Origin of the sequence: Psychrobacillus sp. (assembly GCF_032154225.1) — a bacterium.
Classification (GTDB): domain Bacteria; phylum Bacillota; class Bacilli; order Bacillales_A; family Planococcaceae; genus Psychrobacillus.
Genome location: NZ_JALDYF010000005.1, coordinates 225,521 through 240,942, shown reverse-complemented (window position 1 = coordinate 240,942; position 15,422 = coordinate 225,521). Strand labels below are relative to the sequence as shown.

At 36.1% G+C, this 15,422-nt stretch carries 11 protein-coding genes; 7 read left to right on the top strand and 4 right to left on the bottom strand.

The features are described 5' to 3' along the window. Window positions 1–378: 378 nt before the first annotated feature. The gene (locus RUH95_RS09750; protein ID WP_313892674.1) at window positions 379–2,079 is read right to left on the bottom strand and encodes a methyl-accepting chemotaxis protein; all 1,701 of its coding nucleotides are present in this window, start codon (window positions 2,077–2,079) and stop codon (window positions 379–381) included. Between the two features lie 378 nt (window positions 2,080–2,457). On the opposite strand from RUH95_RS09750, the gene RUH95_RS09745 reads away from it, so the two are divergent. Both RUH95_RS09745 and RUH95_RS09740 read left to right on the top strand, forming a co-directional pair. Continuing rightward, window positions 2,458–2,946 carry a C40 family peptidase gene (locus tag RUH95_RS09745; protein ID WP_313892673.1) on the top strand — a complete coding sequence of 163 codons (489 nt, stop codon included), beginning with the start codon at window positions 2,458–2,460 and terminating at the stop codon, window positions 2,944–2,946. Window positions 2,947–3,018: 72 nt separating this feature from the next. Further along, window positions 3,019–4,149, top strand: coding sequence for a glycerate kinase (locus tag RUH95_RS09740; RefSeq protein WP_313892672.1), 1,131 nt, complete (start codon window positions 3,019–3,021; stop codon window positions 4,147–4,149). A 40-nt stretch (window positions 4,150–4,189) separates the two neighbouring features. On the opposite strand, the gene RUH95_RS09735 is transcribed toward RUH95_RS09740, so the two are convergent. Together RUH95_RS09735 and RUH95_RS09730 are read right to left on the bottom strand one after the other, a co-directional pair. After that, the gene (locus RUH95_RS09735) at window positions 4,190–5,647 is read right to left on the bottom strand and encodes an S-layer homology domain-containing protein (protein WP_313892671.1); all 1,458 of its coding nucleotides are present in this window, start codon (window positions 5,645–5,647) and stop codon (window positions 4,190–4,192) included. A gap of 73 nt (window positions 5,648–5,720) precedes the next feature. Then, window positions 5,721–7,370, bottom strand: a complete 1,650-nt coding sequence (locus RUH95_RS09730; RefSeq protein WP_313892670.1) for a hypothetical protein — start codon at window positions 7,368–7,370, stop codon at window positions 5,721–5,723. A 253-nt stretch (window positions 7,371–7,623) separates the two neighbouring features. Between RUH95_RS09730 and RUH95_RS09725 the strand changes: the two genes are divergently transcribed. The 5 genes from RUH95_RS09725 (at window position 7,624) to RUH95_RS09705 (ending at window position 13,293) form a co-directional block, all read left to right on the top strand. Then, window positions 7,624–8,697 (top strand): branched-chain amino acid aminotransferase, encoded by a 1,074-nt coding sequence (locus RUH95_RS09725; RefSeq protein ID WP_313892669.1) that lies wholly within the window; start codon window positions 7,624–7,626, stop codon window positions 8,695–8,697. 64 nt (window positions 8,698–8,761) lie between these two features. After that, window positions 8,762–9,520, top strand: a complete 759-nt coding sequence (locus RUH95_RS09720) for a gamma-glutamyl-gamma-aminobutyrate hydrolase family protein (protein WP_313892668.1) — start codon at window positions 8,762–8,764, stop codon at window positions 9,518–9,520. Window positions 9,521–10,141: 621 nt separating this feature from the next. Beyond that, window positions 10,142–10,843 (top strand): response regulator transcription factor, encoded by a 702-nt coding sequence (locus tag RUH95_RS09715; RefSeq protein WP_313892667.1) that lies wholly within the window; start codon window positions 10,142–10,144, stop codon window positions 10,841–10,843. Next, window positions 10,840–12,201 carry a sensor histidine kinase gene (locus tag RUH95_RS09710; protein ID WP_313892666.1) on the top strand — a complete coding sequence of 454 codons (1,362 nt, stop codon included), beginning with the start codon at window positions 10,840–10,842 and terminating at the stop codon, window positions 12,199–12,201. Before RUH95_RS09715 ends, RUH95_RS09710 begins: the two co-directional genes overlap by 4 nt. 39 nt (window positions 12,202–12,240) lie before the next feature. Further along, window positions 12,241–13,293 carry a PepSY domain-containing protein gene (locus tag RUH95_RS09705; RefSeq protein ID WP_313892665.1) on the top strand — a complete coding sequence of 351 codons (1,053 nt, stop codon included), beginning with the start codon at window positions 12,241–12,243 and terminating at the stop codon, window positions 13,291–13,293. Between the two features lie 1,034 nt (window positions 13,294–14,327). Here the strand turns inward: RUH95_RS09705 and RUH95_RS09700 are convergent. Next, window positions 14,328–15,305 (bottom strand): proline dehydrogenase family protein, encoded by a 978-nt coding sequence (locus RUH95_RS09700; protein ID WP_313892664.1) that lies wholly within the window; start codon window positions 15,303–15,305, stop codon window positions 14,328–14,330. Window positions 15,306–15,422: the final 117 nt, after the last annotated feature.

Genomic DNA, 15,422 nt, shown 5'->3' with positions numbered 1-15,422 from the left:
GGATTTATAAAGGGACACTTCTATATGTCCATCAATTGTTCAGTAATAGTGCGAGTATTCGCTGGTTGCTGTCTAAAAAATAGAATAGTAAATACTTCGTTAAAACAATAAATTAGAAAGGACATGAATACACTCATCTAAACTAGTTGGATGTAGTGAAAAGGGGCTACACCAGCGGTAAACAGCGCGAGCTGAAGACCCTTGGACTGAGTGCAGCGAAGAAAGCGGCTGAAGCCGTGCCAGTGTCCGCTTGTAACGAAATCCATTCTATTCATTCCTAAACCCAGTTTTCATGCTACATTTTTAATTTCAAAAAAAGCTTGTCGGAAGGGGATTGAGCCTCTTCCGACAAGCTTTTTATATGTTTTTAAACTACTTTTACAACTTAAACTGCCCTACAATTTTTTCTAGTTCTTGTGCTATATGATTTGTTTCAACTGAGCGTTTCGCTATTTCATCAATAGAAGCAGTTGTTTGTTCAGTAGCTGCAGAAATAGATGTTGTTACATCTTCAATTTCTCGAATAGCCTCAGTTAAGTTATTAATTAATTTTACAACGCGTATGGAACTTTCAGCCTCACTCGTTGTCATCTCTGAAATCATAGATATTTCTTCGACTGTTTTTGCAACTGCAAGCGAAATATCACTTAATGACTCGGATGTTTGCTTGACAGTTGTCGTACCTGTTTCGATCAATTTTGTACTTTCTTGTGTAGAAAAAACAACATGCTGGATACTTTCTGTAATTTCTTTCACAATATTTTCAACTTGAAGTACTTCGGCATTCGATTGTTCAGCAAGTTTTCTTACTTCTTCTGCTACAACTGCGAAGCCTAGACCTTGTTCACCAGCTCGAGCAGCTTCAATAGAAGCATTTAGTGCAAGTAGATTAGTTTGAGCTGCAATCGCAGAGATAGAAGCTGTAATTTGCTGAATTTTTTTCGTTGATTCATTTAAATTTTGAATCATTTCCCCAGTTTCGATAGAGGCACTTCGAATTTTGTTCATATCATTACTAATTTCAGTTGCAAAAGATAGACCTTCTTTTGCAGTGTTCATCGTTGTTCTAGAATTCGTAACCGTCACATCAGCCGTTTCTTTAGAACTTTGAAGATCTTCGGCAAGTGATTGTAATATAGTAGATGAGTTTTCAGCAGTAATTGTACCATCTGATACAGTTGCAGCCGTTTCGCTCATATTTGTTGCAATTTGTTGTGCAGCACCTTTCATTTCATTCAACGATGCGGAAGTTTCTTCTGCATTTTGTGAAAGTTGAGAGGATGTTGTTTGAATTGTTCCGATAATGTTGCATAAATTATGAGCAAGCGTGTTTAATGTATTACTCAAATCGCCAATTTCATCTTTACTTGTAAAGTTTGTATCTTTAACAGAAAGGTTTCCTTTTGCAATTTCTCCCGCGTGTGCGATTAAAGCAGAAAGTGGTTTCGTTTTTCGGCGAATTAAAACAATTGTAACAAATGAAGCGATTAACATTGGAATGATACTTATAAGCAATCCACCGCTTACAACCTCCCAAGTACGTTCTGCTACGATTGAACCATCGAAATCAATAACACTAATAGCAATAATTTTTCCTGAAGGATCATGATTTTCATAAATTGGTGCATATCCAGAAAGACGTTTTATGCCAGCAAATTCATACATATCAGAGTATGTTGAATGTTTCATTTCAAGTAGCATATCTATTGCATCTTGGTCCATATGGAATGCGTCTCCAGGTTTAAACCCTTGGCTTTTTAAATTATCATCTAATGCAAGTATTTTTCCGTTTAAATCTAGAATGTATTGAGTTTCAAAAATGTCTTTATGTGCAACTGTCCAGTTTAGTTGTTTCCCAATTGCATCCTGGGTTGCTGTGTCCCCATCAAGCGCTTTGATTATATCATCAGGGTTTATTAAGCCAGTTGTGATATTTGCACACCCATAGGCCTCGATCCCAGCAGCTTCAAATAATTTATCATAAGCAGTTTTATAAGTAGCACCAGATGTAATAAGTAGCATAGCTATGATTATTCCAACGATAATCGTACCTAGATGCACTGTTAGTGTATTTTTCATATTCTATTTCTCTCCTGTTCCTAATAGTACGAAAGCTTTATACCATTTATACCATAGAAATAGGTATAAATATGCGCCAATGTATGAATGTTTGAAGAATATTTTCATGGGTAAAAAATATGTATATATCATTTTTATGTTAAAACTCTATTTTACAGTATTATAGAAGGTGATACTAGTAATATTTGCTAATATTATATCTAGAAAACAATAAAAATATAAGAAAATGATGAAGGTGAGCAAATAAATGATGTAATGTTATTGTTACACAACTGTAAAGCAGATATTGTTATATCCATGTTAGTATTGGGATAGAAAAATTTTCAGATATATTGTCTAAAACTTTTCAAATACATAGCTCTTGGAGGAATACCAGATTTGACTTCTTTGTTTAAAAAAATCATCACAATCTTTAGTTTAACTGTAGTTTTAGCCGTGGGAACATTTGCAGGAAATACGGAAGCAGCAAGCTCTGTAGCATCCAATGAAATAGTATCAAGTGCGAAAAATTTAATAGGGATTAAATATCGTTATGGTGGAACAACGAGGGCAGGGTTTGATTGTTCAGGTTTCGTTGGATATATTTACAAAAGCCAAGGTGTGAACTTGTCCAGAACTGCAGCAGGTATTTATAGTACTGGTACTGCGGTGAAAAAAGCGAACTTAGCAGTGGGAGACTTAGTATTCTTCAATACATCAGGTAAAGGTGTTTCTCATGTTGGAATGTACATAGGAAGTGGAAAGTTTATACATGCTTCCACATCTAAAGGAGTTAGAATTGATAAAGTAGATGACCCGTATTATTGGGGTAAAAAATATGTTGGTGCAAAAAGAGTCGCTGACGTATCAACAGTTGCAAAAAAATAATGATAAATACTGTACCGTTCCAGCTTATATGTTGGAGCGGTTTTATTATACTTAGAAGTAGGAGGTGCGAATGTGAAAATCGTTGTAAGTCCTGATTCTTTCAAGGGTTCATTAACAGCAACAGAGGCAGCACAAGAAATAGCTGCAAGTATAAGAGAAATAGATGCGTCGATTGAAACTGTCCTACTACCCGTAGCAGACGGGGGAGAAGGAACGCTTGAGTCCCTACTCATTGCAACGAATGGGGAAAAGATCGTTATAGATGTACAAAATCCGATCGGACGCCTTATTCAAGTGGAATACGGTGTTCTTGGAGATGGGGAAACATGTGTCATTGAAATGGCAAAAGCATCAGGCCTTATGCTGTTGAAAGAACATGAAAAAAATCCACGTATTGCATCTACATTTGGAACAGGAGAGTTAATACGACATGCTTTAGATAAAGGATTTCGCAAGTTTGTTGTAGGTATTGGTGGTAGTGCAACAAATGACGGTGGAACGGGAATGCTTCGAGCACTTGGTATGAAATTTTTAGATATTGTTAGTGAAGAAATTGCACAAGGAGCAGAGTCGTTACATGCACTTCATGAAATTGATGCAACTAATTTTGATAAACGAATTGCAGATGCACATTTCATCATTGCATGTGATGTGGACAATCCTTTCGTCGGTCCAAACGGGGCAACAGCAATTTTTGGGCCTCAAAAAGGAGTTACACCAGAACTTGTAGAATCTTTAGATCAAAATCTTGATAACTTGGCGAATAAAATCAAAGCTATAACAGGGATTTCACTCCATGAACAAGCGGGAGCAGGAGCAGCGGGGGGACTTGGAGGTGCATTTTTAGCATTTTTTCCGACCAAATTAAAGCCAGGTATTGAAGTTATTATGGAAGCAATTAATTTTCATCAACACATAGAAAAAGCAGATTACATTATAACTGGAGAAGGGAAGTCAGATTTTCAAACACTTTCTGGCAAAGCGCCTATTGGTATTGCAAAAGCTGCTAAAGGGCAAGGCATTCCCGTTATTTTACTTTCAGGTTTCATAGAACCAGAAAGTATCCCTTCTTTATCGTCCTATTTTCATGAGTTAGCAAGTGTCGCAGAAGGCAACGTTACGCAAGAAGAGTCGATGAAGAATGCTGCATATCATCTGCGAACTAGAACAAAAGAAGTTATGCGTAAAGTGTTGAAAATATAGCAAAACCCCTCTAATAGTTCAGAGGGGTTACTATTATTTATTAATCGAAATAGAACATATCATCTCGGTAATTTTGTTTTAAATCAGACTCAAGGAAATTCATATAACGTACTAGTAGTTGAGAAGCTTTTCCTTTTGTTAATACTTCATTAGCATTGATACGATTTTTTTTGTCTGGATCAATTAATCCTAATTCAGTTGCAACGTAAATACTGTCTTTTGCGCCTTTAGGTATTTTATTGTCATCGATAAAAGTTGTTTTATAACCCGGGCTTGGTGCACGTCCTTCTAATCCTAATGAGCGAACGATAATTGTAGCTGCTTCAGCGCGAGTAATCGATTGTTTTGCTCCGAATAGATCAGCATTTACAGGGCTAACAATGCCTTTCTTTAGTGCACTATCGATAAATAAATAATCAGGATCTTTTGGATCTAAATCACTATAAGCAGCTTTCGCAGGAGCTCTCGAAGTTGCTTTTTGTTCAAGTACACGTAAATCTACTGCTTTTGCCACACCTGCTGTGAACTGATATTTTGTCATCGGTGCATCTGGTGAAAAGAAGTTACTCGATTCATCGAAAATGCCTAATGAATATAATTTTTCGATATTAGGCTTTGACCAATGATTTGCAATATCACGGAACTTCGGCACGATTAATCGTTCTATTGTTGGCGTTTTTTCTTTATTTAAATAAAGAGTACCTGTTCCTGCATGGTAAGGCATATTGTATGTGTATTCTGAGATGATATTAGAGTTACTTACAACGGAATGTCCACCTACAAAGCTAGAAAGAGAAGGTGTGTGTGGCTCGTATTCCAAAGTTCTTGATTTGCTGTCCGAAACTTTACTTGTAACGAAAAAAGTGCCAGCATCCGAAACAATTTCATTTTCCATTATTTGTGTATCCGTAGAGCCCCAGAAGTTTTTATAACCTACATCACGTCCGCTAATGAATACCGTAATTTTTTCATTTATAGTTTTTGTCCCTGACTTATAATTTTTAAGGTAAATTTTACGCCCTACAACATTACCAGAATAATAATCTGTAGCAGGTCGATTATCCCTGACAGAGCCTTGAGAAAATTGGTAATCATCTAATGTGTATGTTGCTTTGTCTGCGACAGTTGTAATTTTTTCAGAGAAGCTTTTCACTTTCGTATTCGAAGTGATTTGGCCTTTTGTTTCATGGTTTTTTAAATCGGAAACATACACAATACTTCTAGTTAGCTTATCACCAGCAGTACTTGTTAATGTAAACTTGTACGTGGATGTAAGCTGATTTTTACTTTCTTTTTCTGTAATAGTTGGTTTTCCTGTAAATAGGATTGGATTACCTGATAAAAAGAAATATTCTTCATATGAATATTCGTCGAAGACACCACCATAATAATCGGGTACTTTTGCGTTTGCGGTTGGTGTTGTTAAAGTAAATGCTAACAAAATGGCTGCAAGGTAAATAGAAAGTTTTTTAATAGATTGTTTGGCTAATATACTCATTTGTTTGGTCCTTACCTCTTTCTTGATTTAGTGTAAGGGCATGTAAGAAAGTTCTTCCATGCCTCGGCTATTTTTAATTGACTAAAATAAATTCTGCATTTAAGTATGCATCATGGATTATAAACAAGCGATCATTTGGATTGAGCTCAGCTCTAGAAATAGCCTTCCCATTTTTAAGGATGACTGCTTGTGCCGTATAGTAATAGTTTAATCCTGTAATATTTGTCCAACTTCCAGAAGTCCACTGACTGCTATTGTTTAATGCAATTCTGTAGTCACTACTATAAGTTTTGTCATATTTCCCAACAGAAATGTATTGGGCAGGGTAGTACGAATGAACAATATGGGCTGCAACAATATGATTATCTTTCACATAGAAATACGCGTATTGGCCAACTGTATCAGTAAATTGATTTGTTTTAGTAATAGTAGAATTAGAATAATGTTCTGTTACAACTGTACTATTGCTAAATTTAAAATTAGTAAGGGAATTGCTATACCAATAATTGTTACTTAGTTTGTTAACATTATTTAATGTTAAGTTGTAATTATTAAGCGAGCTAATTTGTCCGAAATAAACCGAATGATTAGATAAACTTGGACTTTGGAAACCGTTGTTTGTTACATAAATAATATTTGCAGACTGGTTAGAAGAAACACCTGCTGTAACGACATATGCATTTCCGCTTTGAGATAGTGCACTTGGATCTATTAGTCGACCGTTTCGAATAATAATTGTACCGTTGTGATATGGAATAGAACCAGCTTTTGTTAAACGGATTTTTTTATCTGCTGTATCAACTGAATACAATGTGTCGTTATAAGAATATTCATCTTTCACATTAATAACTATTTTTTGGATAAGTTCTTTACCCAATTGGTTAATCGTTACATAATAAACTTCGTTATTTACGTAGTAGCGAAGTTGGCTAGGGTCGATTTTTTTATTACCAACGTAAATTGGTGTTTTAGCTGTAAATAATCTATTGCTAATTGAGTTAGGATAAGTTGAATTCGTGTACTCCCAATCCCAATTTTGAAGAAATTGCTCTCCTTTCACGACAATTTTCTGTTGAGTAGTATCAATTTGTTGAATGACACCTTTGTATACTTGTTCAACTTCAATTCCTTCAACATTAATTTCTATTGTTGCTAATGTTTTTGAATCGTGGCTAGATAGGGCAAGTTTAACTCGATCACCCTCATATAGCTCACTTAAGTCGACTAGTTTTCTGTCTTTAAATACTTGTGTATTTTCATCTAGATAATACTTTTGAGATTGTCTATCTTTTAAGTTGATAGAAATAAAAGAACCGTACTTATCAATTTCATTTACTGTTCCAGTGAAAAACTCTCCAATAGCAGCATCTGCCCCACCTTGGGGGATATCTGCAAAACCTTGAAGTTCTTTTACTTTTCGAAAGTCAACAGTAGCTTCAACAAACATGCCTTCTCGGAATGAAGCACTAGTAGCAGATGTTGAGTTGATAAAAAACTTTGTATTTTTATCGATGTTGAGCGTAGTTGTATTTCCATTGTTATTTACGAGTGTAATTGTTTTTAGTTGCTTTTCTATTGATCTATCATCTAATGTAACTTCCTCATACGAGGCATCTACAAGTACACCTTTGAATAGTGTTTCGGCATTAGTCTGGATAGGCGAAAGCGTGAAACTAGCTAGCAAAAGAACAAACGATAGTATGTATGCCATTTTTTTGAACAAATATGTCTCCTCCTAAATACATTGTTTATCTTCTATATATAACGTATATCGGTTGAAATCTTCATATTGTTATAATTTAGTCCTTTTTTCTAGGACCTATATTGAAGAATGAGCAGATATGCTTATAAAAGTTTTGAAAATAATTTTGAAAAAGTATTTCTAATTTTCTTAAAAGTAGTATAATGGCATATAATATATTGCACATTTGTCATCGATGCAATTTAATAATTTTTATTGATTGGGGAAGTACATGATGAATAGTCTTAAAATTCAAATTACAAAAAGCGAAAACAAAAAAGAAAAGGTAGAATCGAGTCAGTTAGTATTTGGAAGAACGTTTACAGATCATATGTTTATCGCTGATTACACAGAAGGTCAAGGGTGGCATGATCATCGAATCGTCCCTTATCAACCAATTACTTTAGATCCTTCTGCAACTATTTTACATTACGGTCAAACTGTTTTCGAAGGGATGAAAGCATACTTATCGGAAGATGGTATTGTTCGTTTATTCCGACCGGAAGAAAATATGAAACGGATGAATAATTCATGTGATCGAATTAGCATGGCAAAAATTAATGAAGAGCTTGCAATTGAAGCACTAAAAACATTAATTGAGGTAGATAAAGAATGGATTCCTTCTGAAGAAGGAACTTCTTTATATATTAGACCGTTTATGATTGCAACAGAGTCACATTTAGGTGTTTCAGCTTCTAAAACTTATAGTTTCATGATCATTATGTCACCTGTAGGTTCTTATTATAAAGAAGGAATTCATCCAGTGAAAATTCTTGTTGAAAGTGAATACGTTCGCGCAGTTGCAGGGGGTACAGGTACTGCAAAAACTGCTGGAAACTATGCATCTAGTTTAAAAGCGCAAGAGGTTGCTGACAGAGAAGGGTATTCCCAAGTTCTATGGTTAGATGGAATTGAGCGTAAATATGTGGAAGAAGTAGGAAGTATGAATGTGTTCTTTAAAATAAATGGAGAAGTTGTAACTCCTGCTTTGAATGGTAGTATTTTAGATGGCATTACGCGTAAATCTATTATTCAATTGCTAAAACACTGGGATGTTCCTGTTGTTGAACGCAAAATTTCAATGGAAGAAATTCGTGATGCACATCGTACTGGTAAATTAGACGAGGCCTTTGGTACAGGAACTGCAGCTGTTATTTCTCCTATCGGTGAATTACGTTGGAAAGGCGAGCTTTTCTATGTGAATAACGGCGAAACTGGAGAGCTTTCTCAAAAGTTGTATGATACTTTAACGGGTATTCAAAAAGGCCAAATAGCAGATCCATTTGGCTGGGTAGTCGAACTAAACTAATAAAAGACTATAATTGTCGCTCCTACTAAACTAGGAGCGGCGATTTTTATAGATGGAGGAATGTATGGTGAAACCACTAATTGGGATTTGTGTGAACTATTTATCGGATGATTCGATTGGAATGCAAGCAGGAATTGGTGCAAAAAAGCAAGAATGGCAGCTGCTTGCGGATGATTATATTGTAGCGATTGAACGAGCAGGCGGAGTGCCTGTTATTTTACCGATTACAGAGGATGTTGAAACATTGACTCCGCTTTTGGAAAAGTTGGATGGGATTTTATTTTCAGGAGGGTCTGATATCGATCCGAATTTTTACGGAGAATATCCTAGATTTGGTTTAGGTTTAATCGAACCAAAGCGAGATAATCATGAGATGAAGCTTGCGAAAAAGGTTTTATTTGAAACATCGTTACCTGTTCTTGGAATTTGCCGAGGTATGCAGTTGTTGACTGTAGCGACGGGTGGAACGTTATACCAAGATTTACAATCGCAAAGACCAGAAGGCATTAACCATTCTGTCAATAAAGCATTAAGACATCATGTGTTTCATCCAGTAAAAATTGAAAAGGGATCTGCCCTTTATGATATTTACGAAACGGAAGAGCTAGGTGTAAACAGCTTCCACCATCAAGCTGTGAAAGAGTTAGGGCAAGGTTTTAAAGCAACGATGACAGCTCCTGATGGAATTATTGAAGGAATGGAATGGGAAGAAGAACGATTTGTCGTTGCAGTTCAATGGCATCCTGAAATGATGGAAGGCCCAGTAGCGAGTATCAGACCCATTTTTGATGCTTTTGTGAATGCATGTAAAATAGCGAAATAAATGTTTTAATCATCCCCTCTCAAGCCAGACTTATGAGGGGATTTTGTATTTTCGTTCGTTTTCTAGATAAAATGCGTCTTAGTGAATAGCCACTATGCCTTCGCACTTGCCGCACCTTGCATGAGCCAACTTGTGCTACGCTCAAGTGGGTCTCATACTTGGGCTCATGCGGCCCGACGCGCTACGGCATTAAGTATTTGACTATTTATATAGGCTATTTTTCATGGCAACTTGGACTTATCTATAAAAAGTGACGATGATTTCTCCTCTTCTCCATGCTTTTACACTTTCATTTCCCGTCCCTTTAGCTTAGTTGGAAAAATGGACGGTTTAGTTGGAATTTCAGTGCATTTAGTTGGAAAAACATTCATTCTTACTTTTTCTTCCACTCCAAATACGTAAGTAAGCTCTATTGGATTGGAGCGAAAGAAGCGGCGACACCTGCGGGAAAGCGCGAGCTGAAGACCCTGGACTGAACGAAGTGAGGGAAGCGGCTGAAGCCGTGCCCGCGGTACGCGTCCGCCTCTGTAGCGTAAATTGAAAATTTGTTCTGCTGTTTTCACTAAAAAATTCGACATACAATTTGTGTGATAAAATAGAAAGAAAAAAGGAGTGATTTAATTGAAGGGAGAGGTTCTAATCATTGAAGATGAGAAAAATATTGCACGCGTATTACAATTAGAATTAGAATTCGAAGGATATGTAGTCGATATAGCATATTCAGGAACAGATGGCCTGATAAAATACCGCGAGAAACAATGGGACCTAATACTATTAGATGTCATGTTGCCAGGACTAAATGGGATGGACGTTTTGCGAAGAATTCGCGCAACAGAATCAGATACACCTGTTATTTTACTAACTGCCAAAAGTAATGTAGAAGATAAAGTAACTGGATTAAACATTGGGGCAAACGATTATGTCACGAAACCGTTTGAAATAGAGGAACTATTAGCACGTGTTCGTACAGCTATTCGCTTTTCAAAACCAACATCTTTTCCAGTGGAACAAGATGAAAATGTACATTCTTTTGAAACACTTACGCTCAACGAACAAACACGAGATGTAGTAAGAGATGGAACTTATATTAATCTGACTCCTCGTGAGTATGATTTATTACTTTATATGATGAAACATCCTACGCAAGTGTTGACACGGGAGCAACTGTTGGATGCAGTCTGGGGATTTGATTATTATGGAGATACAAATGTAGTAGATGTATACATACGATATGTGCGAAAAAAATTAGAAGGAGATAATAAGCCATCTCTTATTCAAACTGTGCGCGGTGTTGGATATGTATTGAAGGGGCAAAAAGAATGAGGCTTAAAACAAAAATACATCTATTCTCTACATTCCTAACATTTATCATTTTGAACATGATGAATGTGGGAATTTATTTTCTATTTGAACAGATGGCTTTTGATACAGAATATAAGCAGCTAAATGCAGATACAGATGACTTGATATCTGCCCTAAGTAAAATGGGAGACCAAGATGATGCTGCAACGATTTTGCGCACATTCATCCCAGCGAATGGTGCAATTCGTGTGAATGAAACGAATGGGAATGTCAAATTACTTGTACAAACACTGATTGATGTAAACGATTATCAGCCGAAGTTTGACGCAGGTGAGAGATATTCTACAGGGACTTTTCATGGTACACCCGTTTTAGCCATTAGTAAGCCTGTTATTTGGGTGGATGGCAAAGTTGCAGAAGTGCAAACAATGGTTTTACTAACAGATACGAAAAAAAACTTGGACTTTTTACGCCTTATATTATTCGGTGTAACGATAGCGGGAATGCTACTTATGATAGCTTCGAGCATATCGTTAGGGAGAACTATTACGAAACCGATTAACAAACTTATTAAAACGATGTCACAAAGTAGATTATCAGGCAAGTATGAAAAAATTACGGTTCCGCCGAATGGAAAAGATGAAATGGCCCAAATGGGTATTGCGTTCAATGAAATGATGGATCAGCTGGAACAAAATTATAATAAGCAGGAACAATTCGTATCAGATGCATCACATGAATTAAAAACGCCTTTAACTGTAATTGAAAGCTATGCAAAACTGCTCTCAAGGCATGGTCTAAATAATAAGGAAATTGCTGAAGAATCGATTGCGGCAATCATAAGCGAAACAAGCAGAATGAAAGAAATGATTTCACAAATGCTTCTTCTTGCAAAAAGTAGCGATAATGCGTTGAAATCCTTTGAAGAAGTGGATATTTACGATTTAGTAGAAACTACTTTGCAATCGATGCGACGTGCTTACAATAGGAACTTTCATCTAAAAGGAGAAGGTCCGATCTATGCACGAACAGATATTGAACAGCTGAGACAATTGCTTTTTATTATTTTAGATAATGCACGAAAATATAGTGAAAAAGATATTAAAACAACTATTTCTGAAAATGCACAAGGTATAGTAATTTCCGTTTTAGATTATGGAAATGGTATCCCGAAAAAAGATTTAGAGCATGTTTATAATCGTTTTTATCGTGTAGACGAAGATCGTAATCGAGAAACTGGAGGAACTGGACTCGGTTTGGCAATTGCAAAAGATATCGCGGAAAGGCTTTCTGCTGAACTGACTATTGATAGTACAGTAGGCTTTGGGACGACGATTATTATTTTTATTCCTAAAAATTTGATTCTCATGGATTTTTAATGTTCATGCAGTATGATGATTTTGAGGAGGAATGTGTGAATGAAATTTTTCCAAAAGAAAAAATTTCTCCCTATTTTTATGGCAACAATTGTTGTTGCAGGGACAACTATTTTAGTCTATGCTACGAAAAATCATCAATCGATATCTGAAAATGAAGTTCGCTCCCAACTGGAGCAAATGTATAGTGCGGAAGTTGCCGATTTAACAATGGGACAAGACCAAGACATTTATGAAGCGATTATTACTAAAAGTGGCGCAATGTATATGGTCGAGATGAATGCTGTAACGGGAGATGTGTTGTCGCTTACAGAAGCGGATGAATATATCATAAAAGATAAATTGAATGCAGCAGACGAGCCGGTGAAAGATGTGAAGGAAGAACCGAAGACATTCATTGAGAAAACGGAGCATAAAAAAGAAGAGAAGTTAGGTACGAAAGAACCGAAGGCGGAGCGTAAAGTAGTGAAGGAAGAAAAGACCGCAATAGCTACAGAAAAACTTAAAAACGATACGAAAGCAACGGGTGAAGTGAAAACAACAAAACCAGTTGAAAAATCATCGGTAAAAACAGACGATCCTCCTGCCAAAGTGGACGATAAAACGGTTGAACAAAAGGAAGAAAAGTCGAAAAGGGATGTTATAAAAGAAGTTATTAAAGATGTGTTAAAAACGGAAGATGAAAAAGCGGAACAAACAAAAGAAGACATAGCCAAAACAGGAACTGCAAAGAACGATGCAGATAAAGTAGAGGACCCATCTAAGACAGAAGTGCAATCATTGGCAGATGGTCAAAAAAATATCCCTTCTTTGGCGTCAAGTCAGCCAGATGTAGCAAAAGTTGATACGGAAACTAAATCTTTACCGGTAGCAACTGTGCTTATTTCAGAAGAGCAAGCGATTAAAATTGCACAGCAGCAACACAAAGGGACGAAGGAGAGCATTTCATTTGTTAAAACAAATGAAGGTGGCTATTATTTAATTTCGATAAAATCGGGTGCTCCAGAGGCAGGAACGAAGGAAAGTAGTAAAGGGAAGGCTACAATCCAAGTTCATGCAATTTCTGGGAAAATTCTTTCTGTGACATTGGAATAGAAACTCTCATCAAATTCTAATAAAACTCTATGTGTATTCTCATTAATTTCGTATAGAATGAATTTAACAACCAAATAGTATATAGAAAGTTTGATGGATGATCTTAGAAGGAAGTAAGTTCTTCAAACTTTTGTAAAGCAGTATAGAGTAATAGGGCGATAATTGAACGAGGAAGTAGAAAGTAGTTTACGGCGTATTTTAATTTAATAATTCCTTGAGCGATAACAAGGAAAGTGAAAGCCCCTCATTTTATGATTGTATAAAATGAGGGGCTTTTTTTAAAGGAAGTATATGAAAATGTAGCCTGAACACAGGGTTTACGGTACATATAGAGTAAGGGAGTATAGGAATGGGTGGAGTGTATTCCATTACAAGCGGTCGCTTTCCGCGGGTACGGCTTCAATCTCCTCGTCGCTGCGCTCCTGCGGGGCTTTCAGCTCGTACTGTTCCCGCTGGAGTCGCCGCTTTTCACTACATCCATCTAATTTAGAAGAATGTAATCATGTGCTTTCTAGTGTTTTTACGAAGTATGTACTTCTCTACTTTTTAGACAATAAAAAGCGAATCTAATCTGTTGAGAATGAGAACAATTTGTCATTCCGCCCTTCTTGTTAAAAAGGTAAAGCCCATTTTCATCTATACAATGGATTAACATGTAGAAGTGTTCCTTTGTAAAAACTTACAAAAAGTCGCCAAAACTGTATCTTTGGCGACCTTCAAAGAATATAGAATTTGACTTGCTTCTCCTATTGCCAAAAGCATTAAAACACTTGATATTAAAGTTTCTGGCGAGCGGAAGGCGAACATTTGCTATACGATGACCGAAGAAAAAGCTTGTTGAAACGGGCGCAGCCACTTTCAACAAGCTTTAAAAATTTTACCGTTGATCGTATAGCCTAATAAGAAGCCTAAAGTGAGCCAAAAACTGCTCGCTTAGTAAAGGGGGCGTCATTTTAATCGTTTTTTCTTACTGTAGCAATAAAAAAAACATGTTGAAAGTGACAATGTCACTTTTCAACATGCAGTATGTTTATTTATTTTTTTCTACCTTTTTTAGTAAGTCTTCCAAGTGCGAATGCACCAGCAGCGATCCCAAGAATTGTGTTTGTATTTTTGTTGAATACTTGTTTTACAACAAGATTCATATTTTGTGGACGTTCTGCAAGGCGGCGCATAAAGTAACCGTACCAGTCTTTACCAAACGGTACATACGTACAGAAATTATATCCTTCTTTTGCAAGTTGAAGTTGCATATCCGTGCGGAAACCATAAAGCATTTGGAATTCAAATTTATCATTTGAAATATTATTATTTTTAATGAATTGCTTCACATGGTTAATAACATTATGATCATGAGTTGCGATAGAAGTAAATTTACCATTCAATAAATGCCATTCGATTAACTCGATATAGTTTTTATCAATTTCTTCTTTTGTTTGGTAAGCAACTTCAACCGGCTCTTTATAAGCACCTTTTACGATACGAAGACGGAAGTTTTTGTACTTTTGAATATCTTCAGTAGCACGATAGAAGTATGCTTGAATTACTGTTCCGACATTATCGAACTCCTCTGAAAGCTTGTCCAAGATGTCAAAAGAAGGTTGTAGATGTTTCGTTGATTCCATATCAATATTGATAAATGTACCATATTTATGTGCAGCTGCTGCAATTTCTTTTAAGTTCTCATATGCGAAATCATGATCAATATCTAACCCTAGTTGAGAAGGTTTTAAAGAAATATGTGCGTCTACTTGGTGTTCTTCGATTGCTTCAATAACAGCAATGATTTGCGCTTTCGCTTCTAAAGCCTCTGATTTTTCAAATACAAATTCCCCAAGATTATCTACAGTACAAGAAATACCAACAGCATTTAATTTTTTAATACTTTCAATTGTTTCAGGAATATTAGTCCCAGCAACTACATGCTGTGCACCCATTTTTAAACCATATTTTTTTGCTGTGCCATTTAATAATTGATTTTCAGATAAAGCCATAAAAATATCTTTTAACATAGTGATGCTCCTATCTTTACTTTGATGATTTATTATACCACAAAATCGACAAAGTAATCATCAAGCTCTTTTTGAAAATTAACGGAGAATTATCAGAATCTTTACTTGCAGATTACT

Coding starts and splice junctions, on each gene's coding strand:
- RUH95_RS09720 (WP_313892668.1), top strand. CDS start 8,762: ATGGTGAAACCACTAATTGGGATTTGTGTGAACTATTTATCGGATGAT.
- RUH95_RS09710 (WP_313892666.1), top strand. CDS start 10,840: ATGAGGCTTAAAACAAAAATACATCTATTCTCTACATTCCTAACATTT.
- RUH95_RS09750 (WP_313892674.1), bottom strand. CDS start 2,079: ATGAAAAATACACTAACAGTGCATCTAGGTACGATTATCGTTGGAATA.
- RUH95_RS09735 (WP_313892671.1), bottom strand. CDS start 5,647: ATGAGTATATTAGCCAAACAATCTATTAAAAAACTTTCTATTTACCTT.
- RUH95_RS09725 (WP_313892669.1), top strand. CDS start 7,624: ATGAATAGTCTTAAAATTCAAATTACAAAAAGCGAAAACAAAAAAGAA.
- RUH95_RS09700 (WP_313892664.1), bottom strand. CDS start 15,305: ATGTTAAAAGATATTTTTATGGCTTTATCTGAAAATCAATTATTAAAT.
- RUH95_RS09705 (WP_313892665.1), top strand. CDS start 12,241: ATGAAATTTTTCCAAAAGAAAAAATTTCTCCCTATTTTTATGGCAACA.